The sequence below is a fragment of the Curtobacterium sp. PhB191 genome (assembly GCF_004346515.1).
In the GTDB taxonomy this organism is placed as follows: Bacteria; Actinomycetota; Actinomycetes; order Actinomycetales; family Microbacteriaceae; genus Curtobacterium.
The window spans coordinates 160,711-186,930 of sequence record NZ_SMBV01000001.1; the positions used below are offsets into that span (position 1 = coordinate 160,711).

Annotated in this window: 29 protein-coding genes and 1 riboswitch; of the genes, 13 read left to right on the forward strand and 16 right to left on the reverse strand. The window is 72.0% G+C overall.

Annotated features, from left to right (window positions below):
- Positions 1–67: 67 nt before the first annotated feature.
- Both EDF48_RS00770 and glyA read right to left on the reverse strand, forming a co-directional pair.
- Positions 68–1,000, reverse strand: coding sequence for a tetrahydrofolate dehydrogenase/cyclohydrolase catalytic domain-containing protein (locus EDF48_RS00770; RefSeq protein ID WP_243698002.1), 933 nt, complete (start codon positions 998–1,000; stop codon positions 68–70).
- Entirely contained in the window at positions 997–2,286 is a 1,290-nt protein-coding gene (gene glyA / locus EDF48_RS00775; protein WP_123937599.1) for a serine hydroxymethyltransferase, read from the reverse strand. Before glyA ends, EDF48_RS00770 begins: the two co-directional genes overlap by 4 nt.
- Before the next feature lie 68 nt (positions 2,287–2,354).
- A riboswitch (ZMP/ZTP riboswitch) is annotated at positions 2,355–2,440 on the reverse strand.
- A 37-nt stretch (positions 2,441–2,477) separates the two neighbouring features.
- Here glyA and clpS point away from each other — a divergent pair.
- From clpS to nagA, 8 genes are all read left to right on the forward strand, one after another.
- Complete coding sequence (clpS, locus tag EDF48_RS00780) at positions 2,478–2,783, forward strand: ATP-dependent Clp protease adapter ClpS (RefSeq protein WP_131877529.1); 306 nt, start codon at positions 2,478–2,480, stop codon at positions 2,781–2,783.
- Positions 2,780–3,256: a DUF2017 family protein gene (locus EDF48_RS00785; protein WP_131877531.1), complete on the forward strand. Its 477-nt coding sequence runs from the start codon at positions 2,780–2,782 to the stop codon at positions 3,254–3,256. Before clpS ends, EDF48_RS00785 begins: the two co-directional genes overlap by 4 nt.
- On the forward strand, positions 3,253–4,179 hold the full coding sequence (locus tag EDF48_RS00790) for a GNAT family N-acetyltransferase (protein WP_131877533.1): 927 nt from the start codon (positions 3,253–3,255) through the stop codon (positions 4,177–4,179). The genes EDF48_RS00785 and EDF48_RS00790 overlap by 4 nt, the downstream gene beginning before the upstream one ends.
- Before the next feature lie 76 nt (positions 4,180–4,255).
- On the forward strand, positions 4,256–4,681 hold the full coding sequence (locus EDF48_RS00795) for a MarR family transcriptional regulator (protein ID WP_131877535.1): 426 nt from the start codon (positions 4,256–4,258) through the stop codon (positions 4,679–4,681).
- Between the two features lie 100 nt (positions 4,682–4,781).
- Positions 4,782–6,122, forward strand: coding sequence for an MFS transporter (locus EDF48_RS00800; protein ID WP_207913207.1), 1,341 nt, complete (start codon positions 4,782–4,784; stop codon positions 6,120–6,122).
- Positions 6,123–6,206: 84 nt separating this feature from the next.
- Positions 6,207–7,067: a formyltetrahydrofolate deformylase gene (gene purU / locus EDF48_RS00805; protein WP_123293261.1), complete on the forward strand. Its 861-nt coding sequence runs from the start codon at positions 6,207–6,209 to the stop codon at positions 7,065–7,067.
- 8 nt (positions 7,068–7,075) lie between these two features.
- A complete protein-coding gene (locus tag EDF48_RS00810; protein ID WP_131846021.1) occupies positions 7,076–7,483 on the forward strand; it encodes a YrdB family protein in 408 nt (135 codons plus the stop codon).
- Positions 7,480–8,646: an N-acetylglucosamine-6-phosphate deacetylase gene (gene nagA, locus EDF48_RS00815; protein ID WP_131877537.1), complete on the forward strand. Its 1,167-nt coding sequence runs from the start codon at positions 7,480–7,482 to the stop codon at positions 8,644–8,646. The genes EDF48_RS00810 and nagA overlap by 4 nt, the downstream gene beginning before the upstream one ends.
- On the opposite strand, the gene EDF48_RS18965 is transcribed toward nagA, so the two are convergent.
- The 5 genes from EDF48_RS18965 to EDF48_RS00835 form a co-directional block, all read right to left on the reverse strand.
- Entirely contained in the window at positions 8,647–8,949 is a 303-nt protein-coding gene (locus EDF48_RS18965) for a hypothetical protein (RefSeq protein ID WP_165932297.1), read from the reverse strand.
- A 47-nt stretch (positions 8,950–8,996) separates the two neighbouring features.
- Positions 8,997–9,560, reverse strand: coding sequence for a hypothetical protein (locus EDF48_RS18970; protein ID WP_132099083.1), 564 nt, complete (start codon positions 9,558–9,560; stop codon positions 8,997–8,999).
- Positions 9,544–11,415 (reverse strand): alpha/beta hydrolase, encoded by a 1,872-nt coding sequence (locus EDF48_RS00825; protein WP_131877541.1) that lies wholly within the window; start codon positions 11,413–11,415, stop codon positions 9,544–9,546. Before EDF48_RS00825 ends, EDF48_RS18970 begins: the two co-directional genes overlap by 17 nt.
- Positions 11,412–11,690, reverse strand: a complete 279-nt coding sequence (locus tag EDF48_RS00830) for a hypothetical protein (protein ID WP_131877543.1) — start codon at positions 11,688–11,690, stop codon at positions 11,412–11,414. Before EDF48_RS00830 ends, EDF48_RS00825 begins: the two co-directional genes overlap by 4 nt.
- A 67-nt stretch (positions 11,691–11,757) precedes the next feature.
- Positions 11,758–14,214 (reverse strand): GH92 family glycosyl hydrolase, encoded by a 2,457-nt coding sequence (locus tag EDF48_RS00835; RefSeq protein WP_243698003.1) that lies wholly within the window; start codon positions 14,212–14,214, stop codon positions 11,758–11,760.
- A gap of 126 nt (positions 14,215–14,340) precedes the next feature.
- On the opposite strand from EDF48_RS00835, the gene EDF48_RS00840 reads away from it, so the two are divergent.
- The gene (locus EDF48_RS00840; protein ID WP_131877545.1) at positions 14,341–15,231 is read left to right on the forward strand and encodes a hypothetical protein; all 891 of its coding nucleotides are present in this window, start codon (positions 14,341–14,343) and stop codon (positions 15,229–15,231) included.
- 8 nt (positions 15,232–15,239) lie between these two features.
- On the opposite strand, the gene EDF48_RS00845 is transcribed toward EDF48_RS00840, so the two are convergent.
- Complete coding sequence (locus tag EDF48_RS00845; RefSeq protein WP_131877547.1) at positions 15,240–16,136, reverse strand: SDR family NAD(P)-dependent oxidoreductase; 897 nt, start codon at positions 16,134–16,136, stop codon at positions 15,240–15,242.
- A 77-nt stretch (positions 16,137–16,213) separates the two neighbouring features.
- Between EDF48_RS00845 and EDF48_RS00850 the strand changes: the two genes are divergently transcribed.
- On the forward strand, positions 16,214–16,789 hold the full coding sequence (locus EDF48_RS00850) for a TetR/AcrR family transcriptional regulator (RefSeq protein ID WP_131877549.1): 576 nt from the start codon (positions 16,214–16,216) through the stop codon (positions 16,787–16,789).
- Here EDF48_RS00850 and EDF48_RS00855 read toward each other — a convergent pair.
- Entirely contained in the window at positions 16,731–17,018 is a 288-nt protein-coding gene (locus tag EDF48_RS00855; RefSeq protein ID WP_123293251.1) for a hypothetical protein, read from the reverse strand. The genes EDF48_RS00850 and EDF48_RS00855 overlap by 59 nt on opposite strands.
- A 45-nt stretch (positions 17,019–17,063) precedes the next feature.
- Here EDF48_RS00855 and EDF48_RS00860 point away from each other — a divergent pair, with 45 nt between their 5' ends.
- Positions 17,064–18,251: an aminotransferase class I/II-fold pyridoxal phosphate-dependent enzyme gene (locus tag EDF48_RS00860; protein ID WP_131877551.1), complete on the forward strand. Its 1,188-nt coding sequence runs from the start codon at positions 17,064–17,066 to the stop codon at positions 18,249–18,251.
- A 9-nt stretch (positions 18,252–18,260) separates the two neighbouring features.
- On the opposite strand, the gene nagB is transcribed toward EDF48_RS00860, so the two are convergent.
- The gene (nagB, locus tag EDF48_RS00865) at positions 18,261–19,046 is read right to left on the reverse strand and encodes a glucosamine-6-phosphate deaminase (protein WP_111085323.1); all 786 of its coding nucleotides are present in this window, start codon (positions 19,044–19,046) and stop codon (positions 18,261–18,263) included.
- Positions 19,047–19,105: 59 nt separating this feature from the next.
- Here nagB and EDF48_RS00870 point away from each other — a divergent pair, with 59 nt between their 5' ends.
- Entirely contained in the window at positions 19,106–19,585 is a 480-nt protein-coding gene (locus EDF48_RS00870) for an NUDIX domain-containing protein (protein WP_123293248.1), read from the forward strand.
- A gap of 174 nt (positions 19,586–19,759) precedes the next feature.
- Here EDF48_RS00870 and EDF48_RS00875 read toward each other — a convergent pair whose 3' ends face one another.
- Genes EDF48_RS00875 through EDF48_RS00890 form a run of 4 tightly spaced genes read right to left on the reverse strand, consistent with a single transcriptional unit; the run spans position 19,760 to position 23,839 of the window.
- The gene (locus EDF48_RS00875) at positions 19,760–20,830 is read right to left on the reverse strand and encodes an ABC transporter ATP-binding protein (RefSeq protein WP_131877553.1); all 1,071 of its coding nucleotides are present in this window, start codon (positions 20,828–20,830) and stop codon (positions 19,760–19,762) included.
- A complete protein-coding gene (locus EDF48_RS00880) occupies positions 20,827–21,717 on the reverse strand; it encodes an ABC transporter permease subunit (RefSeq protein ID WP_131877555.1) in 891 nt (296 codons plus the stop codon). The genes EDF48_RS00875 and EDF48_RS00880 overlap by 4 nt, the downstream gene beginning before the upstream one ends.
- Complete coding sequence (locus EDF48_RS00885) at positions 21,714–22,691, reverse strand: ABC transporter permease subunit (RefSeq protein ID WP_131877557.1); 978 nt, start codon at positions 22,689–22,691, stop codon at positions 21,714–21,716. The genes EDF48_RS00880 and EDF48_RS00885 overlap by 4 nt, the downstream gene beginning before the upstream one ends.
- A gap of 5 nt (positions 22,692–22,696) precedes the next feature.
- Complete coding sequence (locus tag EDF48_RS00890; RefSeq protein ID WP_131877559.1) at positions 22,697–23,839, reverse strand: ABC transporter substrate-binding protein; 1,143 nt, start codon at positions 23,837–23,839, stop codon at positions 22,697–22,699.
- Positions 23,840–24,033: 194 nt separating this feature from the next.
- Here EDF48_RS00890 and EDF48_RS00895 point away from each other — a divergent pair, with 194 nt between their 5' ends.
- Positions 24,034–24,471 (forward strand): YdeI/OmpD-associated family protein, encoded by a 438-nt coding sequence (locus tag EDF48_RS00895; RefSeq protein ID WP_131877561.1) that lies wholly within the window; start codon positions 24,034–24,036, stop codon positions 24,469–24,471.
- 144 nt (positions 24,472–24,615) lie between these two features.
- On the opposite strand, the gene EDF48_RS00900 is transcribed toward EDF48_RS00895, so the two are convergent.
- Both EDF48_RS00900 and EDF48_RS00905 read right to left on the reverse strand, forming a co-directional pair.
- Positions 24,616–25,479, reverse strand: coding sequence for an NAD(P)H-hydrate dehydratase (locus EDF48_RS00900; protein ID WP_131877563.1), 864 nt, complete (start codon positions 25,477–25,479; stop codon positions 24,616–24,618).
- Positions 25,469–26,209 carry a histidine phosphatase family protein gene (locus EDF48_RS00905; protein WP_131877565.1) on the reverse strand — a complete coding sequence of 247 codons (741 nt, stop codon included), beginning with the start codon at positions 26,207–26,209 and terminating at the stop codon, positions 25,469–25,471. The genes EDF48_RS00900 and EDF48_RS00905 overlap by 11 nt, the downstream gene beginning before the upstream one ends.
- Positions 26,210–26,220: the final 11 nt, after the last annotated feature.

Below are 26,220 nucleotides of genomic sequence, written 5' to 3' on the forward strand. Positions count from 1 at the left end.
CGGCACGGACAGCGGCACGGACCGCGGCACGAACGGACGCGCGCCAGCGGCACCGACCGCCGCGCACCTACTTCAGGTGGCGCTCCGCAGCCTCGACCACGTTCTTCATGAGCATCGCGCGCGTCATCGGGCCGACGCCGCCGGGCACGGGCGACATGAAGCCGGCGACCGACGCGACCGCGGGGTCGACGTCGCCGTGCAGCTTCGCCTTGCCGGTCTCCGGAGAGACCACGCGGGTGATGCCCACGTCGATCACGGCCGCACCGGGCTGCACCCAGTCCGGCTTGACGAGCCCGGCGACCCCGGCGGCCGCGATGACGATGTCGGCGCGACGGCACTCCGCGGCGACGTCCGCCGTCAGGGAGTGGGTCAGGGTGGCGGTGGCCTCGAGGCGGGTGAGCAGCAGACCGAGCGGCCGGCCGACCGTCAGGCCCTGCCCGATGATCGTGACGTGCGCGCCCCGGATCGGGATGTCGTACGCCTCGAGCATCGCGACGATGCCCCGCGGGGTGCAGGGCAGGGGCGCGTCGATGGTGCCGGCACCACCGGGCACGGCGAGCACGAGCTCACCGAGGTTCGTCGGGTGCAGGCCGTCGGCGTCCTTCGACGGGTCCATCAGCTCGAGCATCGGCGTCGGGTCGATGCCCTCCGGCAGCGGCAGCTGCACGATGAACGCGGTGACCCGGGGGTCGTCGTTCATCTGCAGGATCGCGGCTCGGATGTCTGCGGCGGATGCCGTTGCCGGCAGGTCGATGCGGTGCGAGTCGAGCCCGATCTGCGCCGAGTCGCGGTGCTTGCCCGCGACGTAGGACAGGGAACCGGGGTTCTCCCCGACCAGGATCGTGCCGAGCCCCGGACGGATGCCGTGCTCGTGCAGCCGGTCGATGCGGACCCGCAGTTCGTCGAGCGTCCGGGCGGCGAGGGCGGTGCCGTCGATGCGGACCGCCGAGCCCTCCCCCGCCCATCGCTCGACGGGCAGGGGGCTCAGGGCGTCGCTCACGCGTAGAGGGGGAACGCGTCGGTCAGGGTCTTCACCCGGGCCGAGAGCGCTGCGATGTCCGGGTTCGGCATGAGGGTCAGCGCGATGATGTCCGCGACCTCGGTGAACTCGGCGTCGCCGAAGCCACGCGTGGCGAGCGCCGACGTGCCGATGCGGACACCCGAGGTGACCATCGGCGGACGCGGGTCGAACGGCACGGAGTTGCGGTTCACGGTGATGCCGACCTCGTGCAGCAGGTCTTCGGCCTGCTTGCCGTCGACCTCGGAGGTGCGCAGGTCGACGAGCACCAGGTGCACGTCGGTGCCACCGGTGAGGACGTCGACGCCGGCCGCGCGGGCGTCCGGCTGCGTGAGCCGATCCGCGAGCAAGCGGGCACCGCGGATGGTGCGCTCCTGGCGGGCCTTGAACTCGGGGGTGCCGGCGAGCAGGAACGCGGTGGCCTTGGCGGCGATCACGTGCATGAGCGGGCCGCCCTGCTGGCCCGGGAAGACCGCGGAGTTCAGCTTCTTGAACAGGGTCTCGTCGTTGGACAGGATGATGCCCGAGCGGGGGCCGCCGAGGGTCTTGTGCACGGTCGACGAGACGACGTGGGCGTGCGGGACCGGGGACGGGTGCAGACCGGCGGCGACGAGGCCGGCGAAGTGCGCCATGTCGACCCAGAGCTTGGCGCCGACCTCGTCCGCGATCTCGCGGAACTTCGCGAAGTCGAGCTGGCGCGGGTAGGCGGACCAGCCGGCGATGAGGACCTTCGGCTGGTGCTCGATGGCCTTGGCGCGGATGTCGTCGTAGTCGACCTCGAACGTCTCGGGGTCGACGCCGTACGCGACGGCGTTGTAGATGCGGCCGGAGAAGTTGAGCTTCATGCCGTGGGTCAGGTGACCGCCGTGCGCGAGCTCGAGGCCGAGGATGGTGTCGCCGGCGCTGGCGATGGCGTGCAGGACCGCGGCGTTGGCCGTGGCGCCCGAGTGCGGCTGGACGTTCGCGTAGGCAGCACCGAAGAGCGCCTTGGCACGGTCGATGGCGAGCTGCTCGGCGACGTCGACGTACTCGCAGCCGCCGTAGTAGCGCTTGCCGGGGTAGCCCTCGGCGTACTTGTTGGTGAGGACGGAGCCCTGGGACTCGAGCACGGCGCGCGGCACGAAGTTCTCGGACGCGATCATCTCGAGGGTGTCGCGCTGACGGCCGAGCTCCTGCTGCAGGACGGCGGCGATCTCGGGGTCGACCTCGGTGAGCGGGGCGTTGAAGGCTGCGCGGTCGGTGTCGACGGAGCCGTCGACGGCGGGCAGATCGGTGATGGACACGGTTCTCCTACGTGGGTTGGCGACGACCGGTGGGTCGCGCACGGACGATCGGTCGGTGCAGCCCAGGCGTACGGCCGCGCACCGTGTCAGGTGTCGCTCCCCGATGGTGACCCATCCAACGCCAGTCGCGACGTGACGATCGTACCGAGCCGCCCGCCCTGTGTCACCCTGGATGCATGACGCTGACCTCGCCCGACGTGGACGAACGGACCACCCCGGACGAACGCACCAGTGCGCGCGCCGACACCCCGTGGGTCACCGTCGTGTGGGACGACCCGGTGAACCTGATGTCGTACGTCACGTACGTCTTCCAGCGGCACTTCGGCTTCGGTCGCGCGCATGCGGAGCGGCTCATGCACCAGGTGGACACCGAGGGTCGGGCCATCGTGGCGACGGGTCCGCGCGAGGCCATGGAGGCCCACGTCCAGTCGATGCACGGCTACGGCCTGCAGGCGACCGTCGACAAGGCTCCCAAAGCGTGATCCCCTTCGTCCGCCGGGCCGACGGCGTCCACCTCGGCATGTCCTCCGGCGAGCGCGGGTTGCTGACGTCCCTGACCGAGCAGCTGCGCCAGGTGCTCGACGGCGACCTGACAGCGGACCCGGTGGCGATACGGATGTTCCCGGACGCCTACCCGGACGACGACGACGCCAGCGCGGAGTTCCGGAAGTACACGCAGTCCGACCTGCTGGCGCAGAAGACCTCGAACGCGACGACCGTGCACGAGTGGCTGACGGGGACCCGCGACGGCGCCCTCGACCCGGAGGACGAGCAGGCCTGGCTCCGCACCCTGACCGACCTGCGGCTGACGATCGCGGACCGCCTCGGGATCGTCGACGCCGACGACGAGGAGCGTTCGGTCGAGGCCGACGCGGGCGTCGGCCTGCGCGACGTCTACGACTGGCTCGGCTACGTGCAGGAGCACCTGATCACGACGATGACCGACCCGCGGTGACGGTCACCTTCCGCGCGACCACCGAGGACGACCGGGAGGCCCTGCTCGCGTTCTCGACGTCGGAACCGGTCGCGTGGATCGGTCCGGACCGGTACCGCGCCGAGTCGGGTACGGACAACTACCGCCCGGGGTGGTCGTGGCTGGCCGAGCGCGACGGCCGTCCGGTGGCACGGGCGCTCTGGTGGGGTGGCGCGGACGCCGAGGTGCCGTCGACCCTCGACGACCTGCTGGTGGCTCCGGACGTGCCCGAGGACGAGCAGGTGGCGATCGCCGCCGGGTTGATCACGGCGGGGACCGCTGCGTTCGGGGCGCGACCGGAGTGGATCGTCGACGTCGCGGTGGACTGGCACGACGACCCCGAGGCCGTCGCCGCGGTGTCGTGGCGCACGGCGGCCGCCCGGTCGGCGGGGCTCGGACGTTCGACGGAGCGGGTGAGTGTGGCGTGGACGCCGGACCACGGAGTGCCGATGCCGTCCTCGCTGCGCTTCCGGTCGGGTGACGACGACGAGTTCGTGGACCTGTTCGCCCGCGTCGCGGTGGGGAGCCTCGACGCCCACACCGTGGCGTCGGTGGACGAACTCGGCCCGCGGGGCGCCGCCGCCGACGACCTCGAGTTCTACCGCTCGCTGCCGGGGTCGCGCGACGGCTGGCGGGTCGCGCTCGACCCGGACGGCCTGGTGGTCGGGTTCGTCCTGGCGACGCGGACGGCGTACGACGCGGCGATCAGCTTCATCGGCGTGCTGCCGCAGCACCGTGGGCGCGGTGTGGTCGACGGGCTGCTCGCCGAGGGGCTGCGCGTGCACGCCGAGGCCGGCGAGCCGAAGGTGGTCGGCACGACGGACGCGGCGAACACCCCGATGCGCCGGGCGTTCGAACGGGCCGGCTTCGTGGTGACGAAGCGCCGCATCGTGTTCGAGCGCTGAGCCGATCCGGAGTGGCGAGCCTGGGACTCGCAAGGTAGCCTTGCAAGTTGTCCTGCCGAAGTAGTACCGTGCCGGTATGGACTCACCCGATCCGACCGCGCTCGCCGGCGACCTGCTGACGCTCTACGGTCGGATCCGTCGCACGCTGCTGACCGGCAAGGCCGACGAGGTCACGGCGTCCCAGACCGCCGCGCTCGGCCGCCTGCTGCGGTACGGCGAGAGCACGGTCGCCGAGCTCGCCCGCGCCGAGGGCGTCCGGCCGCAGTCGATGGGCGCGACCGTCCAGGCGCTCGAGGACCTCGGCCTCGTCGAACGACGTCCAGACCCCGCCGACGGCCGCCGTGCGCTCGTCCGCGCGACCGACCAGGGCGCCCGTGCCCGCGAGGACGCCTGGACCACCCGCACTCGCGTCCTGACCGACCGGCTCGCCGCGCTGCCCGACGTCGACCGCGACACCGTCGCCCGAGCGATCGCGATCCTCGCCCCGCTCACCGAACGCTGACCCCGGAAGAAGCACTCCCACGTCCACCTCGACCACTCCCACCCCCGTCGTCGCCCCGGGCAGCACCGGCAGTGGCTTCGGCCCGAAGCTCCTCATCCCGGTGCTCGTCGGACCGCTGCTCAACCCGATCAACACCACGATGGTGTCCGTCGCGCTCACGCCGATCTCCAGCGACCTGGGGATCGGTGCGGCGCAGGCGATCTGGCTCGTCGCCGCCCTGTACCTGGCGAGTGCGATCGCGCAGCCGACGATGGGCAAGCTCGCCGACCGCTTCGGCCCGAAGAAGGTGTTCCTGACCGGGCTCGTGATCGTCGGTGTCGCCGGGGTCGTGCCCGAGTTCCTGACCGGCTTCGGCGGCGCGGTGTTCGCCCGCGTGCTCATCGGCATCGGCACCTCGTCGGCGTACCCGGCAGCACTCACCACCCTCCGACAGCACTCGGCACGGATCGGGAAGCCGACCCCGCCGCTCGTGCTCGGAGCGCTGTCCATCACCTCGCTCGTGTCGGCGGCGGCCGGGCCTCCGCTGGGCGGCGCACTGATCGCCGCGTTCGGCTGGCACGCGATCTTCCTGGTGAACGTGCCCCTGGCGGCGTTCGGCATCGTCGTGGCGGCGATGTGGCTGCCGTCGGACCGTCTCCGTCCACGTGACGACGAGGCCCTGCCCGTCCTGCAGGCGCTCGACCCGTTCGGCATGCTGCTCATGACGGGCACCGTCTCGGCGCTGCTCGTGTTCCTGCTCGACCTGTCCGCCGGCCTGTGGTGGCTGCTCGCGGTGGCGATCGTGCTGCTCGTCGCCCTCGTCCTGTGGGAGCTGCGCGCGGTCCGGCCGTTCGTGGACGTCCGGATGCTCGCGCGGAACGGCGCGCTGTCCCGCACCTACGTGCGACTGTTCCTGACCTACCTGCTCGCGTACACGATGACCTACGGGTTCTCGCAGTGGGTGCAGGACGTCGCCGGGTACTCGAGCGACGTCGCCGGGTACATCCAGCTGCCGGCCGCGATCGTGGCCGGGATCGCGTCGTTCGTCGTCGCCCGGAAGACCGCCGTGCGCGGACCCCTGATCGTCGCGGCCGTCGTGCCGATCGTCGGCGGGGCGCTCCTGCTCTTCCTGCACACCGGGTCGCCGGTCGTGCTGCTCGCGCTGGCGCCGGCACTGTTCGGCGTCCCGCAGGCCCTGGCGTCGGTGTCGAACCAGGCGGCGCTGTACCGGCTCGTCCCCGCGGCGTACATCGGCACCGCGGCCGGGCTGTCCCGCACGGCGGTGTACATCGGGGCGATCGGGGCCTCGTCGCTCATCGGTGGTGTGTTCGGCCAGGCCCCGACCACACCGGACCTGCACGTGCTGGCGTGGGTGATCCTCGGCGTCGCGGTGCTCCTGACGGTCCTGACCCTGGCCGACCGCCGCCTCCGCACGGCCGCCGCCGCCACGCCCGCTTCGTGAGCAGAAATGGTCGGGTCGCGTGACGGCACTCGACCATTCCTGCGCACGAAGCACCGCGCTCCTCACGCCCGGTACCCTGATCCGGTGACCGACCCGACCCCCACGCACTGGACCCTGACGCTCGTCTGCGACGACCAGCCCGGGATCGTGCACGCCGTCTCCGGAGCGGTCGTCGCCGCCAACGGCAACATCACCGAGTCGCAGCAGTTCTCGAGCGTCGACACGAACACGTTCTTCATGCGCCTGCAGGTCATGGCTCCGGTGGACCGTGCGACCTTCGAGGCGGCCCTCGCCCCCGTCGCCGCCCGGTACGACGCCCGCGTCCAGCTCGACGTCGTCGGTCGCCCGCTGCGCAGCCTCGTCCTCGTGTCGAAGGCCGGCCACTGCCTCAACGACCTGCTCTACCGCCAGCGCGGTGGGCAGCTGCCGATCGAGGTCCCCCTCGTGCTGTCCAACCACCCGGACCTGTCCGAGCTCGCGTCGTTCTACTCGGTGCCGTTCGAGCACCGTCCGGTCACCGACGCGGACAGCAAGGCGGCCATGGAGCGCCGTGTCCTCGAAGCGGTCGAGGAGCACGACATCGAACTCGTCGTGCTCGCCCGCTACATGCAGATCCTGTCGCCGGAGCTCTGCGCGGCGCTCGAGGGCCGTGCGGTCAACATCCACCACTCGTTCCTGCCCGGCTTCAAGGGCGCGAACCCCTACCGCCAGGCGCACGCACGCGGCGTGAAGCTCATCGGTGCGACGGCCCACTTCGTCACGAGCGACCTCGACGAGGGCCCGATCATCGAGCAGAACGTCGTGCGCGTGGACCACACGAAGGACCCCGCCGAGCTGGTCTCCATCGGCCAGGACGAAGAGTCCCGCACCCTCACCCAGGCAGTGCGCTGGATCGCCGAGGACCGCGTCCTGCTCGACGGCGCCCGCACCATCATCTTCAAGTAGGCAGCACCATGACGAACGCCCCGCAGTCCCCCGTCGACTGGGAAGCAGTCCCCGGCCCGGCACCCGCCGGCAAGCAGCGACGGCCGTTCGACGTCTGGCGCGTGCTCCGCGTCCTGGTCTGCACGTTCGGCCTGCTCTCCCTGGCGTTCTGGGGCTACTGGTCGTGGCAGCTCCCCCTGCCCGGTTACCTGTTCATGGTCGGCGCCCCGCTGTTCGCGGCCGTCGTCTGGTACTTCTTCCGCTCGCCGGCGTCGCCGATCGAGACCGACATCGTCGGCAAGACGATCGTCGAGGTCGCGTTGGTCATCGCCGCGGGCGCGACCTGGATCTCCATCGGCCACCCGGTCGTGGGCTTCGTCTTCATCGTGATCGCCGCCCTGAGCGGCGTGATCGCGTTCCGCAGGGAGACCGCATGACCGTCACGGGCCTCCAGGCCGGCCGGGAGGCCCAGCGCACCCTGGTGCGCGCATCCCGCTTCGTCGACGCGGCCGGGTCCACGGCGGACGGCTGGGTCCTGCTCGCCGGCGACGTGGTGCACGCGGTCGGCTCCGGCCCCGAAGCCCCCGCGGCGGACCAGGTCGTCGACCTGGGCGACGCGGTCCTGACGCCCGGGTTCATCGACCTGCACGGGCACGGCGGTGCGACCGAGTCGTACGAGGACGACTCCTTCGCCGAGTCGCTGGCAGTCCACCGGGCCCACGGCACGACCCGGTCGGTCCTGTCCCTCGTCGCGAACCCGGTCCCCGCGCTCGCGGACTCGCTCGCGCGGATCCGTTCCGTGATGGCGACCGACCCACTCGTGCTCGGCGTGCACCTGGAGGGGCCGTTCCTGTCCCCGCACAACAAGGGCGCCCACAACGAGTCGTTCCTCATCGACCCGTCCCCCGCAGCGGTCGACGCACTGCTCGAGGCCGGCGAGGGCGTCATCCGCCAGGTCACCATCGCGCCGGAACTGCCGGGCGCGCTCGACGCCGTCCGCCGGTTCGTCGCCGCCGGGGTCACCGTCGCCGTCGGCCACACCGTCGGCACCTACGACCAGGCCCGTGCCGCGTTCGACGCCGGTGCGACGCTGCTGACCCACGCGTTCAACGCGATGCCGGGGCTGCACCACCGCGCCCCGGGGCCGATCGGTGCCGCGGTGGCCGACGACCGGGTGACACTCGAGCTCATCCTGGACGCCGTGCACGTGCACCCGGTCGTCGCGGACACCCTGTTCCGCGCTGCTCCGGGCCGGGTGGCGCTCATCACCGACGCCATGGGTGCTGCGGGCGCAGCCGACGGCTCGTACCGGCTGGGGTCGCTCGACGTCACCGTGACGGACGGCGTCGCGCACGTCGCCGGGACCGAGACCATCGCGGGGTCGACGTTGACGCAGGACGTGGCGTTGCGGAACGCGGTCTCGCTCGCCGGACGGACGCTGCCCGAGGCCGTCGCGGCCCTGACGAGCGTGCCGGCCGCGGCGCTGGGGCTCGGCGACCGACTGGGGCGGCTCGCGCCGGGGTACGCAGCCGACTTGGTGGCGCTGTCCCCGGCGCTCGAGGTGCAGCGGGTGTGGGGCGGCGGGCGCGAGCTGCGCTGATCAGCGCCGGACGAGTGCCCCTGCGACGAGCCGGAGCAGCAGGGCGACCGCACCGACCACGGCGGCGGCGACCCCGATGACGACGACGATCACGAGTCGGGCGAGAGCGTGCGCCTCGGTCTCGTCCTCGCGCACGCCGAGGGACGACGCACCCACGAACACGAACACCGCCGCGATGAGCAGCAGCCCCCCGATCCAGGTCGTGGCGCGCAGGGCGGCCGGTGCTGGTGGCCGGTTGCGATCGTCCGGGGTCGTCGGTCGGGCCTTGGCGCCCTCGGTCTCCCAGTCGGCGAGTTCGGTCATGGTGGTCCCCTCTGTCGGGTCGATCGTAGGGCCTGCCGGCCCGTCGGTCAGGGCAGGTCCGTGGGCCGGGGGTTCAGTGGTTCGCCGAACTTCGGTGCCTTCCCCGGCACGCAGTGCCCGTCGATGGACACGTCGGCGTAGGAGTCGAACGCCTGGAAGAAGATCGCGAACCCGTCCGGAGCGGTGCCGCGGAGGTATCCCTGTGGGTAGCTGATGACGGTTCGCCGCGGCGTGAGCTCCTCGTCGTGCTCCACCACCGCACCGTCGTACCCGATCCCGGCGAGCGCCGTCACGACCCGCTCGGCGACCTCGTCGGGCGTCCCGGGGAGCGGGAGTCTCCGGGTGCTGGCGTACGTGTACTGGGCTGCGTCTTCGCCGTCGCTGCCACAGATGAGCCATGCGGGATCGTCATCGCCCCAGCCGTCCTCGCCGACGACCGACCGGACGGCAGCGAAGACGTCCAAGACGTCCTGGTGGGATTCTTCGACGTTCATCGACGTGTCCTTCCGCATCGGGGAGTACGGGGCAACGTCGGCGCACCCGGCCAACAGCATCGTGACGGCGATCGATGCCACGACGGCTCCGCCCCACCGTTCAGAGCCTCGGGTCACCGGTGAGTCCTGTCTGCCAGCCGTACATGAGCCAATCGTCCTTCGTCTGCTGCCGCATCCGGTCGAAGGGACCGCCCTGTTCGGGGATCTCGTCGCCACGCCCCATGGCGGCCAGCGCGCTGTTGTGCTGCGCCGTGGTGCCGTCGTCGAAGTACGAGTACCGGCCGTCGCCGTTCCCACCGACGTAGGGGCCGTGCTGCGTGACGCCGTGCAGCGTGCCGTCACTGCCCCGCTGGGTCTCCGAGCTGAACTCGTGCGCGTCCCACGAGGACTCGGTCGGATCCCGCCGACCCGACAGGTTCTGGCCGGTGACGGCCCAGCCGTCCTTGGCGCCCTGGCTGGCGAAGACCTCGCCCGCCGGCACGTGCAGCGCCGAAGCCTTCGGTGCGACGTCCGTGACCCCGGCCGAGCCGAGCAGCACCACGTGGTCGGCGTGGGTCCTCGTCAACGCGATCGTCGCCACGTTCGTGCCGTAGGAGTGCCCCATCACGGTCAGGTCCGCGTCGTGCCCGGCAGCCGCTCGGACTGCGTGGAATCCGTCGAGGTCGGCCACGAGCCGGTCAGCGCCCTCGTGCGCCCGGCCGTTCGCGACCACGGCCGCGAACGACGGGTCGTCGGCCATCGGCGGGTGGTAGCCGATCCAGGACACCACGGCGATGTCACTGCGTCGGACACCACCCACGCGAGCTTGCTCGCGGCGCATGCCCCGTGCGATCGCGCTGTAGTTCTGCACCGTTCCGCGCTGGTCCGTCGCGGTGTTCATGCCCGGCACGATGACGCTGACGTGCGCGGCGCGGTCGAGGTCACCAGCGACGATCTGCGCGAGTGGTGGACGGTCGTCGACGAGTGACACGAGCGACACCGGGGTCGTGTCGAGGGTGTCCTGGATGTTCCGGTAGGCATCGCGCTGCCGCGACCACGTGGACAGCTCCGCTCGGGCGGCGGCAGCTCCGGCCGGGGTCTTCGCGGCGTCGAGCTGCTCCCGCCAGTGCGCGACCTGCCGTTCCGCGTGGGCGAGCCGGTCGACCAGCACCGTCGTGTTCGCCCGAACCCGTGCCCAGTACGCGACGCCGTTCAGGTTCCCGATCACCGTGGGCAACGCCACGACGAACGCCCGCTGGGCTGCCGACGGCGCTCCGTCCGGGCCGGACATCGCCTGCCACCACCCGGCGACGTCGGTGGCGTCGAGCCCTGCGAGACGCCGGGCGATGCGCGGGTCGTCCCGCAGCGCCGCGATGCTCTCGTGGTCGAGGGTGCCGAGCCAGGTCGTGAACTGCCCGTCGCTCATCGCCCGGGCGGCCGCAGTCGAGACCAGGCCGCCGAGCACCGCTCGGTCGTCGAGCGCAGACGCAGCCGCACGGTCCGCGGCAGCGCGTCGGGCGACGAGCTCGTCCCACTGCGCCGACAACCGCGCCTCGAGCCCCGCGAGCCAGACGCCGCTGTTCTGCACCTGCTGCAGGAGGACCTCGTCCGCCTCGACCGCATCGGGCCCGGCCGCCGTCCGGGTCGCGGCGCGGACCGCCCGCGCGTTCACCGCGATGTCGTCGGCCGTGTTCCGGAGCGCCGTCTGCAGGCGAGCGGCATCGTCCTGGATCTGCTGGACCTCGCGCGCGTAGTCGGCGAGCGCCGTCGCCGCGGCGTCCAACCGTGCGGCGACGCGGTGCGCACTCGCCGGCACCGTCGCTGCGACCGTGAGGAACTGCTGCTGCGCTGCACCCTGCCACCCGGCCGCCGCGGACTCCGCCGCGACGAGCACCTGACGGGCTCCGTCGCGGACGGCATCCGCGTGGTCGTCGTGCAGGCGCGCGACGCGTTGGATGCCGTCCGGGTCTCCGGCGGTGGGGTCGGCACTCACCGGACCCGCCGGGCGAGGTCGGCGTCGGCGCGCAGGACCGCTTCGGCAGCGGTGGTCACGTACGCGCGCAGGGTGTCCGCGTCGTCGCCGAGCGAACGGATCATCGCGTCGAGGGCCCGGGCCGACTGGACGAACGCCGACTCGACCGTCGCCGACCCGAACGTGCCGCTGTCCGCCCCGGACAGCGCACGCTCGGACCGGAAGTCACCAGCCGCCTGCAGGCCCCCTCGTGACACCGCCTGCATCGTCGACAGGTCGACCACCAGATCCCCCATGCTGCCCCTTCCGCCCTCCGGACGGGGTCAACATATCAGTACTGGAGTACGACGTGTCAAGCGGTGTTCAGCGGTCGACCGGGCGCCCCCGAGCACCGCTCGCCCACGTCGTGTCCGCCGCGTCTGCGACCCGGAGCGACAGCGCGCCACCCCGGGTGACGAAGGACGCCGGCACCCACGACTTCTCGAGGGTGCGCCCGTCCAACCGAGCACCGTGCACGTACGGCGCGGTGCCGGAGGACCGAACGACGATCCGCTCCCCGCTCGACCGCCGGATGTCGACCGTGCTGAACGTCGGGCTGCCGATGAGCATCTCCGCCCGCCCCGGCGTCTGCGGGAACAACCCGATCGACGCGAAGACGTACCAGGCACTCATCGTGCCCAGGTCGTCGTTGCCCGGCAGCCCGCTCGGCCCGGTCGTGTAGGCGTCGTCGACGACCCGGCGCACGGTCTCCTGCGTCTTCCACGGCTTCCCGAGCGCGTTGTACATCCACGGCGTGTGGATGTCCGGCTCGTTGGTCGGGTCGAACTTCGTGGCGTCGCCGCCGGTCACCGCGAACGCACCAGTGTTGTCGTGGAAGAACGCATCGAGTCGCGCGACCGCCGCGTCGTCGCCACCCAAGGCCGTCGACAGCCCCTGCACGTCCTGCGGCACGAGCCACGTGTACTGCGCGCTCGTCCCCTGTGCGAACCCGGTGCCGGTCGAGGGCGACCAGTCGGGCGTCCACGATCCGTCGGCCTGCCGCGCGGCCTGGTACCCGACGGCGGCGTTGAAGGTGTTCTTCCAGTACTCGCCACGAACGCTGAACATCCGGGCATCGGAGCGCAGCCCGAGGGAACCCGCCCAGTACCCGAGCGCACTGTCGGAGATCGAGTCCTCGAGCGTCTCGGCAGCGCCGCCCCAGCACGAGCAGTCGTCGTTCGCGGCGTACTGGCGCTGCAGGTACTCGTCGAGCGCCGGGCGTTGCGCCAGGCACTGGCCCGGGCACCCGATGTCGCTCTCGGCGTCGGCGTTCTCGACGGTCGCCTGGTGCTTCAGCGAGGCGTAGGCGGCCCGCACGTCGAAGTTCCGGACCCCCATCGCGTACCAGGTGGCGAGGGTCGCGGCCGAGGGGTCACCCGTCATCACGTGCGTCGGCGCCCCGAGGTGGAGCCAGCGGTCCCACACCCCACCGTTCTGCTGCGCGAACCGCAGCATCGACTGCGCCATGTCCCCGGCGACGTCCGGCCGCAGCAGTGCGAGCAGTTGGATCTGCGCCCGGTACTGGTCCCACCCGGAGTACGTGCCGTAGACGGCGCGGTGCCCTCGGTCCATGCGGTGCACCCGCTGGTCCGGCCCCAGGTAGCGGCCGTCGCGGTCGTTCAGCGTGTTCGGCTGCATGAGCGCGTGGTACACGGACGTGTACAGCTGGGTGGTGCGGTCCGCGGTGCCGCCTCCGACGCGCAGACGCGACAGTTCGCGGTTCCAGGAGGCCCGTGTGCCGTCCGCCACGCTGGCGACGGTCGAGCGCTGGGTCACCTCGCCGTCGCGGTTCGCGATCGCTCCTGCGGCGCTCACGTACGAGATGCCGATCTTCGCGTGCACCGTCGCACCGCGACGCGCGTCGAACCCGACCCACGCGCCGGAGCCGCGTCCGGCACGGTCGGCGCCGGTCAGGTAGCCCTCTCCACCGGAGGAGGACGTGCCTCCCGGTCGGACCGTACCGTCCTGCCAGGCGCCGGTGCTCGTGAACGCCTTGTCGAAGGTGGCCGTGAAGAACAGCCGGTAGTAGCTGCGCCGGTCGGGGTTGGTGGCCCCGCCGCCGTTCGCCCGGCGGCTGCAGAAGCCGCCGGTGAGGACGCTGCCGCTCACAGTGCGGGTGCGGGCATCGACGCGGGTGGTCGCGGCCTCGCTGCCGTTGATCGAGTTCGAGGTGCGGAAGAGCAGGTTCGCGGCCTTCCCGGCGGGGAACGCGAACTCGCCGACGCCGGCCCGGGTGGTGACGGCGAGGTCGGTGCGGACGCCGTTGTCGAGTGCGACGCCGTAGCGCCCGGGGCTCGCGGACTCGTCGTCGTGCGAGTAGCCGGCGGCGTAGACCGCGTCGGTGCTGTCGGCCGACGGCGACGTCGTGATCGGGGTCGTGACCGGCATGATCGGCACGTCACCGGCGGCCCCCGGCGCGCAGCCGGCACCGTTCAGGTGCGTCAGGCTGAACCCGCGCAGCCGGTTCACGTCGTACGAGTAGCCGTTCGCGACCGGCGTCGAGGTCTGGTCACCCGCGGTGCCGGTGGGACTCCACTGGAGCATGCCGAACGGTGCGGTCGCGCCGGGCCAGGTGTTGCCGTCGCCGCTCGTGCCGATGAACGGGTCGACGTACCGAGCCGGGTCGGAGACGGTCCTCCCCGCCTGCGCTGCCTGTTCCGAAGGCGATGCGACGGCCGGTGCCGCGACGACCCCCGTCCCGAGCAGCGCGGCGATCGTGGCCACCGCGGCGAGCGGGAGCGGGCGGACGAGCGGGCGACGGTGCACGCGAGAACGGTTCACGTCGGCGACGCTAGCCCCCTCGGACGGGGGACGCGCGATCCGTCACCGAGCCCTCTCCTGCTGTTCACCACGGTCGGCGTGTTCGGGACCCACAGGCGGGTTCGCCGCCGCTGGTAGCGTCCGGGCATGGTGTCGACGACCGACGAACCGGCCCGAGGACGCGTCCGCGACCTGCTCGGGCTGCCGTCCCCTGACGAGCTCCGTCCGGTGGCGGTCCGCCTGGAGCCGCTCGGACGCGACGGGTCGGTGCGGTGGGCACGCGTCGAGCTGGACACGGCCGACGGCGACACCATCCCGTGCTTCCTCCTGACCCCGGACCACGGCACGGGAACGGACGTCATCGCCGTCCACCAGCACGCGGGCGACTTCACCTCCGGGAAGAGCGAGGCCGCCGGGCGGGCGGGGGATCCGACTCTCGCCTACGGCGTGGTGCTCGCTCGCGGTGGGGCCCGCGTGGTCATCCCCGATCTGATCGGTTTCGAGGAACGCCGACGCGACTGGACTGACGACCCGGCGGCCGACGAACGCCTCGACGCGCTCTTCCGTGTGGCGGACGGCAGCAGCCTGCAGGCGAAGCACTCGCGTGACATCGCCACGGTGACGTCCTGGATGATCGAGACGAGTACTGCCGACACCGAACTCGGCATCGTCGGACACTCCCTCGGCGGACAGGTGGCGCTGTTCGCACTCGCCGTGGACGCCCGACTCACGCGGGGCGTGGTCAGCTGCGGACTCGGGACGCTGGCCTCGTTCGAGGACGCTCGGATCCGCCACAACCCGGCCTGGTTCGTCCCGGGACTCACCGCCGCTGGCGACGTCCCCCTGGTCGCGTCGGCCGTTGATCAACCGGTCCTCGTCGCGGCGGGACGGGACGACGGACTGTTCCCCCTCGCCGGCGTCCGGCGCGTCCTCGACGCGTTCCCTCCGGGTGTCGCGACGACCGAGGTGTTCGACGGCGGCCACACGATGCCGGCGCGCATCACGGAAGCGGCACTCCGGCACCTGCTGTCCACGTGAACGGATGATCAGGACCCGTCGCGCACCGCGACCTGGTCCACGAAGGCCCGGACTCGAGCGCGGAACGCCGGGTCCGCCGCCGGGCCCTGCACCGGCACGACGTGCAGCCGCCGGTCACCACGGCGGAGGGCAGGTCCGACGAACACCCCCTCGGTGACGTCCGGGGCGGTGGCTGCCCAGAGGGTCGAACGAGCGCCGTCCGCAGCGGTCCGGGCCAAGCTGCGTGCGACCATGCCGCCGAGGCGCTGTGTCAGGGTCTCCGCCTGGTCGTTCATCCCCGTCGCCGCGATGCCGGGGTGCGCGATCACCGACCGGATGTCCGAACCGGCAGCACGGAGTCGTTCACCGAGGTCGACGCTCAGCGCTGCGGCCGCGGTCTTGGCGTCGGTGTACACACCGAACTGCGAGTAGCCGTCCGGACCGTCGACCCCGCCCGGACCAGGCACGCGGCGGGTGCGCTGCGACAGGTTCGAGCCGACGAGCACGATGCGGGGCGACGGCCCGCCGAGCAGCGGGAGCACCGCCTCGGCGAGCACGGCGGGCCCGACGACGTTCGTCGCCCAGGTGCGCTCGATTCCTTCGTCGGTGCGCCCGAACGTGCCGATCGTCGCACCGGCGTTGTTGACGAGGGCATCCACGACGATGCCGTCCTCGGCGAGCTGCCGGGCGAACGCCGTGACGGACGCGACGGACGCGGTGTCGACGAGCCGCGCCTCCAGGTCGAGACCCACGGGGAGGACGCGAGCCGCCTTGTCGAGGTCGCGCACCCCGGCGACGACGCGGGCGCCGGCCGAGGCGAGGGTCGTGGCGACGACGAGGCCGAGCCCACCGGTCGCGCCGGTGACCACCACGGTCCTGCCGTGCTGGTCGGGCATCGCTGCCGGTTCCCACTCGAAGCTGTCCATCGTCGTCTCCTGCTCGTTCGGCGCACCCAATCGGATGATTCATCCGGAACGCTAGCACAACCGGATAGAGTGTCCACATGACGATCGCGATGGCCCGACCCGAGGCGCTGCGCTCCGATGCCCAGCGCAACCGGACGGCACTGCTCGACGTCGCCCGCACCTTCGTCGACCGGGGCGAACCGGCCCTGCTCAACGCCGTCGCGCACGAGGCCGGAGTGGGGGTCGGGACGGCCTACCGGCACTTCCCGAGCCAGCAGCACCTGCTCGAAGCGCTCGCGATCGACGCGCTCGAGGACATGCTCGACCAGGTCCGCGACGCCGTCGTGCTGCCGGACGCAGCCGATGCGCTCCGCGGGGTCGTCACGGCCGCGTTCCGGAGCATGGTGGACGACGCAGCCCTCGGTGACCTGCTGACCAACGGCGGGTTCTCCTGTGCGGACACCGCTGCCCTCGCCGGCGACCTGGTGGTGTCCGTCGACGCGCTGCTCGCGAGGGGACGCACCGAGGGGATCGTCCGGACCGACGTCGACGCCGACGACCTCCGCCGTCTGCTGTGCGGGCTGCGCGAAGCGGCCGTCGCCGGCGGCACCCCGGTCAGCGATCCGGAGCGCTACGTCGAGATCCTGCTCGCCGGGCTCCGTCCGACGAGCTGACCGACGCCCTGATCGCGGCGAGACCGACGAGCGCCCCGAACCCGCAGACGGCCACCGCCGCCACCGCGACCGCGATGTAGGCCGCTTCGGTCGAGGACCCCCGGTAGGGCATGTCGTCGAGCCATCCCAGTCCGGCGATCACGATCACCAGGCCGATCGCGACGCTGCCGGCCACCACCAGCACCGCATCACGGGCGGCCCGGAGCACGGTGCGCGAGCGGTGTTCCACGGGTTCATCCTGCCGGGCGGCGGCGGGCACTGTCAGGATGGGCGCATGAGCGTCATGGTCTCCGTGTTCGATGCGCACCGCAGCCGTACGAGCGAGAAGTACACCGCGTACCCGCCGGACGTCCTGCCGATGTTCGTCGCCGAGATGGACTCGATGCTCGCGGAGCCGGTGCGCGACGCCCTCGTCGCCGCGGTCACCAACGGTGACACCGGGTACGTCGGCCACGGTCGTGCGCTGCCCGAGGCGTTCGCGGACTTCGCCGAGAGCCGGTGGGCCTGGCGCGTCGACCCCGACCTCGTCCGCACCACCACCGACGTGTCGGTCGCTGCGGTGGAGATGCTCCGCCGGATCATCGAGCCAGGCGACCAGGTCGTCATCATGCCGCCCGTGTACCCGCCGTTCTGGGAGTACGTGTCCGAGGCCGGGGGCACCGTGACCGAGGTCCCGTTGCTCGCGCCCGACGGCCGTGCTGACCCGTTCGACACCACGGCCGGTTGGCGGATGGACCTGGACGGCCTCGCGCAGGCGTTCGCCGACGGCGCCCGCACGGTGCTGCTCTGCAACCCGCACAACCCCCTCGGCCTGGTGCACGAACGCTCGGCGCTCGTCGCACTCGCGAAGCTCGCCGCCGAGTGGGACGCCGTGGTCGTCTCGGACGAGATCCACGCGCCGCTCGTGCACGCCGACGCGGTCTTCACGCCGTTCCTGGAGTCCTGCCCCGAGGCAGCCGCGATCGGGGTCTCGTTGACGAGCGCGAGCAAGGCCTGGAACCTCGCGGGCACGAAGTGCGCGTTGATCGTCGGCGCCTCGGAGCGGGCCCGTGCCTGGTTCGACGCCCTGCCGACCGAGATCGTCGAGCGCACCGGGATCCTCGGGTACACCGCGAGCGTCGCCGCGTTCAGCGAAGGCGGACCGTGGCTCGCGTCCCTGCTCACCGAACTCGCCGCGAACCGCCGCACCCTGGCCGAGCGGATCGGTGACGTCCTGCCCGGGGCGGAGTACCGGCAGCCGCAGGCGTCCTACCTGGCGTGGCTGGACCTGCGCGCCCTGCCGTGGGGCGACGACCCCGCGGCACTGCTGGTCGACGAGGCGAAGGTGGCGCTCGCCTCCGGCCCGGCGTTCGGACGCCAGGGTCAGGGCTTCGCGCGGCTGAACTTCGGGTGCTCGGCCGAGACCCTCGATGACGGCCTCAGCCGCCTGCACACCGCGTTCCGGCAGCGTGCAGACGGCTGATCGTCGGTCCTACTCGAACACCTGCCACGCCGGCTTGTTCGCGTACGTGTAGCGGTAGTAGTCGGCGAGCTGCAGGCCGGCCGCGGCTTCCTCGTCGACGACGACCGTCGCGTGCTCGTGCAGCTGCAGCGCAGAACCGGGGACGAACGAGCTGAGCGGCCCCTCGACCGCGGCGGCGACCGCGTCGGCCTTGGCGGAGCCCTGCGCGACGAGGACGAGCTGCTGGGCGTCGAGGATGGTGCCGAGCCCCTGCGTCATGCAGTGCGTCGGGACCTGCTCGGGCGAGTCGAAGAACCGCGCGTTGGCGTCACGGGTCGACGGCGCCAGGGTCTTGATCCGGGTGCGCGAGGCGAACGAGGACGTCGGCTCGTTGAACCCGATGTGCCCGTTCGCGCCGATCCCCAGGATCTGCACGTCGATCCCGCCGGCGGCACGGATCGCGGCGTCGTACTCCTTCGCCGCGAACTCGAGGTCGTCGGCACGACCGTCGGGCACCCGCACCCGCGAGGGGTCGAACCCGAGCGGCGCCACGACGTCGCGCGCGATGACGCTGGCGTACGACTCCGGGTGCTCGAGCGGGATGCCGACGTACTCGTCGAGGGCGAACCCGCGAGCCTCGGCGAACGAGATCTCGCCCGCACCGACCCGACGCTGCAGGTCGGTGTAGATGCCCTGCGGGCTGGATCCGGTGGCGAGACCGATGACGGCGGACGGCTTCTTGGCGACGACGGACGCGATCTTGGCCGCGGCGACGCGACCGACCTCAGCCGGCGTGGGCAGGATGATGATCTCCACATGCCCATGCTACTGGTCATGACCAGTCTCCGACAGGGCGGGATCGGTAGCGTGGGGACATGCCCACCCCCGACTTCGTCCTGTCCCTCCGCTCGAGGATCGGCACCGATCCGCTGTGGCTGACGGGCGTCACCGCCGTGGTCACGCGGGGTTCCGGTGCCGACCAGGAGCTCCTCGTGGTCCGTCGTGCGGACAACGGCGCCTTCACCCCGGTGACCGGCATCGTCGACCCGGGCGAGGAACCCGCCGTCGCCGCCGAGCGCGAGGTCCTGGAAGAGGCCGACGTCGTCGCCGTCGCCGAACGGCTGGCGTGGGTGCAGGTGCTGCCGGAGATGACGTACCCGAACGGCGACCGGGCGCAGTACCTCGACCTGGTGTTCGCCTGCCGGTACGTCTCGGGTACGCCGAACCCGGCGGACGGCGAGAACACCGAGGCGTTCTGGGCCCGGCTCGACGACCTGCCCGACATGCCCGCGAACATGCGTGCCCGTGTCGCGGCGGCGTTGGCCGACGAGCGCGAGGCGCGCTTCCAGCGCTGACCCCACCGGACGGGAGGCCCGGTGCCAGGCCGTCACGCGCCTCCCGTCCGCCCGTGGTCGCGTCCACCCCGCGAAAGCGACAGTGTGCCGCCGACGTTCCGCGGGGAACCGTCGCTTTCGCGGAGCGGACGGGCCCGGCCCGGCCCGGTCCGGCGAGGACTGTCGCTTCGCCGGTCAGGTGAGCGGGGCGACCGCGACGGGGGCGCCGAGCAGGCGGACGGCGACGGACTCGCCGGCGGCGCGACGGTCGCCGACCTCGTGCTGCACGATCACGACGGTGTCGTCGTCGAGCCGGACCGTGGTGCGGCGGATCGAGCCGAGGAAGCTCGACGACACGACGGTGCCGCTGATGCCCTCCGGGGCGAAGGCGACGTCCTCCGGTCGGACGTAGGCGAGCACCGGCCCGTCGGCGACCGAGGCGTCGAGCGCGGGCACGCGGAACCCGTACACGAACACGTCGCCGCCGCGCAGGTCGCCCTGCAGCCGGTTGGACTGGCCGACGAAGTCCGCCGTGAACGCCGACGACGGGGAGCGGTAGAGCTCCTCCGGCGTGCCGATCTGCTCGATGTCGCCGGCGCTCATCACGGCGATGCGGTCGGAGACGGCGAGCGCCTCTTCCTGGTCGTGGGTGACGAACACCGTGGTGATGCCGAGGTCGCTCTGGATGCGGCGGATCTCCTCACGGAGCGAGACGCGCACCTTGGCGTCGAGGGCGGACAGCGGCTCGTCGAGCAGGAGGACGCGGGGCCGCGTGACCAGGGCTCGGGCGAGGGCGACGCGCTGCTGCTGGCCACCCGACAGCTGGTGCGGGTAGCGCTCGGCGAACTCGCCCAGGTGCACCATGTCGAGTGCCTCGACGACGCGGCTCCTGCGCTCGGCGGCGGGGACACGGCGCATCTCGAGGCCGAACGCGACGTTCTGCCGCACCGTCATGTGCGGGAACAACGAGTACTGCTGGAACACCATCCCGATGTCGCGCTTGTTCACCGGGGTGGCGGCGACGTCCTGGCCGTCGATGCGGATGGCTCCGGCGTCGATGGCCTCGAGGCCGGCGAGCGCTCGGAGCGCCGTCGTCTTGCCGCAGCCCGACGGGCCGAGCAGGGACACGAACTCGCCCGGTTCGACGCGGAGCGAGAGTCCGGCCAGGGCCCGGTGCGTGCCGTAGTGCTTCTCGACGGCTTCGAGCTCGACGACGGCGCCGGCGGAGGCGAGGGACGCCGGGGCTGCCGGTGCGGTGACGGTCATGCGGACTCCTTGACGCGGGTGGTGCGGACGGTGCGGGTACGGCCGGCACGACGGCCCGTCCCGATGCGGCCGATGACGACGAGCAGGACGAAGCCGAACACGAGGGCCGCGACCGAGAAGATCGCGGCGACGTACGGGTCGGTCTGCTGCACGAGCACGAGGGCGGTCTGGAAGGTGGTGCGGGACAGGAACGCGGCGAGCGTGTACTCGCCGAGGACCACCGTGATGGTGAGGAAGCACGCGGCGGTGATGCCCCGGCGGAGGTTCGGCAGGAGCACCCGCCAGGTGACCGTCCACCACGAGGCGCCGAGCGACCGGGCGGCCTCGGACAGCACCGTCAGGTCCGTCGCGGTGATGGCGGCGGCGATCGGGCGGAACGCGAACGGCAGCGTGACGATGCCGATCGCGAAGGCCAGCGTCCACGCCCCGGACCCGAAGACCCGCGAGACCACCTGGTACACGGGGATGAAGCCGACGACGAGCACCACGACGGGGACGGTGATCGGCACGATGCAGACGAACTCGAGGACGCGGCGGAGCCTCGGGTAGCGCAACGCCGTGATGATCTGGGTGGGCAGCAGGACGAACAGCACGATGCCGACGGTGATGACCGCGATGAGCAGCGATGCCCCGAGGCCGTCGAACACCGGCTGGTAGGTGAACGCGTTGACCGGGTCGACGATGGCCGCCCAGTGCGCGAAGGTCAGACCGTCGTCGGTGCCCTGGCGGAAGGTGAACTGCACCAGCGCGGCCAGCGGGACGGCGAAGACGATCCCGACGACCGTGAGCACGGCCGTGGCGGTGCCCCGTGACGGGGCCGTGCCGAAGCGGCCGACGCGGGACGGGCCTCCCGGCCTCACCGGACGCACCGGGGCCGCCCCGCTCATCGCTGCCACCTGGCTGCCCGGCGCTGCAGCAGTGCGTACGCACCCATCACGACCGCCATCACGACGACCATCCCGAACGCGAGCACCCCGGCGACGTTCTGCAGACCGATGAGCGTTTCGCTGGTGAGCTGCGTGCGGATCGTGAGCGGCACGATGCCGCCCTGCGAGATGAGTGCCGCGGCGGTGGCGAACGACGAGAAGCCGTTCGCGAAGAGCAGGAGCAACGAGCCCCAGAACGCCGGTGCGAGCACGGGCAGGGCGATCCGGCGCCAGTACGTGGCGCGGGAGGCGCCGAGGGTGGCGGCGGCCTCGCCCCACTGCGTCTTCACGCCCTCGAGCGCGGGCATGAACGTGAGGACCATCAGCGGCACCTGGAAGTAGACGTAGGGGATCACGAGACCGGGCACCGTGTAGAGGAAGGCGCCGGTCGCGTTGCGGTCCACGCCGACGAGGGACACCAGCCACGTCGTGACGAGGCCCTGCACGCCGATCGTGGCGATGAACGCGAACGCGAGCATGACGCCGCCGAACTGGGCGAGGACGCTCGCGGCCGAGTCGATCATCGACCGGACGAGCCCGTCGGGCCGTAGTGCCGACAGCGCCCAGCAGACGAGCGCTCCGATGACGGCGCCGATCACGGCGGACACGGCGGACAGGCCGAACGAGCCGCCGAAGGCCCGCAGGACGGAGGGCTCGGCGAACGCTGCGAGGTTCGCGAGGGTGAACGCGCCGTCGTCGGTGAAGAACCCGCTGCCGACCGCGATCACCGCGGGGACGGCGAGGAAGAGCAGGACGTACGCGGCGAACGGGGTGAGGCCGAGCCAGGCCAGGCCGACGCGGCGCCGGACACGGGGTCCGGCGCCGTGGGTGGCATCGGCGGACGCTCGTGCGGACGTCGGGAGCACGGGGCTCGTCGCGCTCGTCGCCGGTGCGCTCGCCGCTGGCGCGGGCGCGCCCGCCGATGCGGTGGTCATGCTGGTCAGGACCCCATGGTCGAGGACCACTTGGCCGACAGCACCTTCGCGGCGTCTGCCACCTGCGCGTCGGTCAGCTCGACGTAGTCCTTCGGCGCACCACCGGCGGCGTCGAGGGCGTCCTGGTCGACCTTGCCGGAGTCCTCGAGGGCGGCGAGGGTCGACGGGAACGCACCGGCCTGCAGGTACAGGTTCTGCGCCTCGGGGCTCGCGATGTACTCCTGCCACAGGCGCGCTGCGGCAGGGTGCGGGGCGTCCTTGTTGATGGCCTGCGAGTAGTACGAACCGAGCGCCTGACCCTCGGGCACAACGGTCTTCCAGTTCTTGTTGCCGCTCGCACCCGCTGCGGGGCCCCACGCGAGGTTGTTGTACGACCACTGGATGACCACGGGGGTCTCACCCGAGGCGACCGTGGCCTGCGTGGGCAGCACGTTCTGGAAGTTGCCGGCCTGCTTGAGCTTGCCGAAGTAGTCGACGCCCTTGGTGATGTCGTCGGCCGAGCCGCCGTTCTCGAGCGCGGCCAGGTAGACCGCGGACGCAGCCTGGTTCGCCTGCGTCGGGTCGCCCGCGATGGAGACCTTGCCCTTGTACTCGGAGCCGAGCAGGTCCGTCAGGTCCTTCGGGGCGTCCGTGATCTTCGACGAGTCGTAGCCGATCGACATCAGGCCCGTGTAGTCGCGGGTCCAGGCGCCGTCCTGCTCCTTGAGCGTGTCCGGGATGTCGCTCCAGTTCGCGACCTTGTAGTCCGTCAGCAGGTCGAGGTTCTCCTGCAGCACGGCGTTGCCGAGGTCGAGCACGTCGGGAGCGGTGGACTGCCCCTTCTGCGACTTCACCGCGGCGACCTCGTCGGCGCTGGAGCCGTTCGGGTTCGCGGAGTTGACCTTGATGTCGTACTTCTTCGTGAAACCGTCGATGATCTTGCCGTAGTTGGCCCACGACGGCGGCAGCGCGATGACGTTGAGCTGTCCCTCGGCCTTCGCGGCCTTCACGAGGGCGTCCATGCCACCGGAGGCCTCGGCGCTCGTGGCGGTCTTCCAGTTCGTGTCGTCCTTCGTCGTGCTGGCCGAGCTCGTGGCCGAGCATCCGGCGAGGGTGACGATCGCTGCGGCGGCGAGGGCGATGCCGGCGATGGTGCGCTTGTGCTGCACGGGAGGTGCCTTTCGGGTGGGTGCTGCGGGTGCTTCAGGCGGGGCCGCGGTTCTCGGCCCGGGACGATCGTGGAGGCGGCCGGTTTCCGGCCCGTGCTGCGCCGGTGAACGGCTGCGGAACAGCGGGTGCGGCTGTACGATCTCGCCTGGCGGCACGCTCGGTGCGTGCTCCGGTTCACGGCCTGGAGGCACGGATGCAGTTCACGACGACGGTCCTGCTGGCGAGGAAGACGGCGACAGGGCTCCCGGTCCCGTCGTCCGTGATCGATGCGTTGGGTGCGGGGAAGCGCCCGCCAGTGGTGGTCACGATCAACGGCGGCTACACCTACCGGTCCACCGTCGGGGTCATGGACGAGCAGTTCCTGGTGCCGCTGTCCGCGTCGCACCGCGAGGCCGCGGGCATCGCTGCCGGGGACACCGTCGAGGTCACGCTCGTCGTCGACACGCAGCCCCGGGTCATCGACCTGCCCGACGACCTGGCGGCGGCGCTGCAGGAGGCCGGGGTCCGTGCGGCCTTCGACACCCTGTCGAACTCGCGGCAGCGAGCGCTCGCCGACCCGGTGTCGCAGGCGAAGGCGCCGGAGACCCGAGCGCGGCGCATCGCGAAGGCCGTGGAGGCGCTGCGGGGCTGAGCGGCGCGGGGCGGGGCGGCGCGGGGCGGGCGGCGCGGGGCGGCGGCGTACCTGGTCGATTCGGGCATACCTGGTCAGAAGTTCCTGGCAGGTATGCCCGAGAGCATGAGGTATCGCGCGCGCTCTGGGAAAGAACGGGCGAGCTCAGGCGCCGAGTTCGACGAGCACCCGCGGGATCTCGGTCACGAGTTCGCTCGCCAGGTACCCGAGGGGCCCGACCTGCACCGCGAGCCGATCACCGGCAGCCGCGTGCACGTAGGACGCCCACGCCACCGCCTGTGCCGGTTCCGCGCCACGAGCGAGCAGGCCGGCGACCGCACCCGACAGGACGTCGCCACTGCCGCTGGTGCCGAGTCCTCCGGAGCCGGTGCCCTTGATCCAGCTCCGCCCCTGGGGAGTCGCGATGGCGTCCCCCAGGGCCACGACCGCACCGAACCGCTGCGCGATCGCCATCGCGTCGGCCACGTCGTCGTCGCTGCCCTCCCGACCGAGGAGCCGTTCGGCTTCGCCGGAGTTGGGCGTCATCACCAGCCGACCCCGGAGCGGTTCCAGACGGTCCCGCACGTCGGCCGCCACCCCGAGGGCGAACGCATCGAGCACGACGGTGGTCTGTGGTCCGACGACGTCGGCGAGTCCGGCCACCAGGTCACGGGTGCCGTTCGGCTCGTCGAGTCCCGGGCCGACCAGCAGCGCGTCCGCACTCGCGGCGGAGGTGGCGATGCCCTCGATGGCGCCCACGGCGACGTGACCGTCCGCGTCTTCGACGAGCGGTTCGACACCGGACTCGGGCACGGCGACCGCGACCTCGTTCGCGATGCTCCGCCCCACCGCGAGGGTGAGCCGCCCCGCTCCCACCCGGAGTGCAGCGAGCGCCGAGAGCATCGCGGCGCCGGGCGTCCGCGCTGCGCCGCCGACCACGAGCACCTGCCCGCGACCGTACTTGCCGGCGCCGGGCTCGGGGAGCGGCCAGTCCCGCAGGAAGTTCGGGGTGACGGTCTCAGCGGACATGCTCGTCGTCCTTCCGGCCGGTGTGCGCCGTGACCTCGTCGTCGTCGAGGTGCCCGACGGAGGAGAACTCCTCGAGCACCCACGGTGCGCCCGCCCGCTCGCGGCGGAGTCGGGTGAGGGAGGCGTTCGCGACCGCGTGCGTCCGAGCGAACTCCATGAGCGCCGGCTCGTCGAGGTCGAGGCACACCGCCACGACCAGCATCACGACGGCATCGTGCGCCGCGACGACGAGCCGCTCGGTGCCCTCGATCCGTTCGACGTCGACCAGTGCCGATCGGAGCCGGAGCATCACGTCGGCCCAGGACTCGCCGCCCGCTGGCCGGTGGTAGTACTTGCCGAGCCACTGCCGTCGACGTTCCTCGTCGGGGTACCGGTTCCGGACACCCTGCAGGGTGAGCAGGTCGAGCACACCGAGCTCGCGGTCGCGGAGCCGCTCGTCCACCCGCCTGTCGGGCTCGGCCAGCCCGCCGGCCCCGAGCGCGATCTCGATGGTCTGCTTCGCACGCAGGTACGGCGAGACCCACAGCGCCACGGGGACGTCGTCGATGCCACGATCGGCGAGTTCCTGTCCGAGCGACCGCGACTGCGACTCGCCGAGCGGGCTCAGCGGGACGTCGGCGTCCCGGTACTCGACGTCGATGACGTCGTCGCCCGCGGCCTCTGCTCGGGCGGCGGCGACGTTCGCGAGCGATTCACCGTGGCGGACGAGCCAGATCTCCTGCACTGCCATGCCGCCACGCT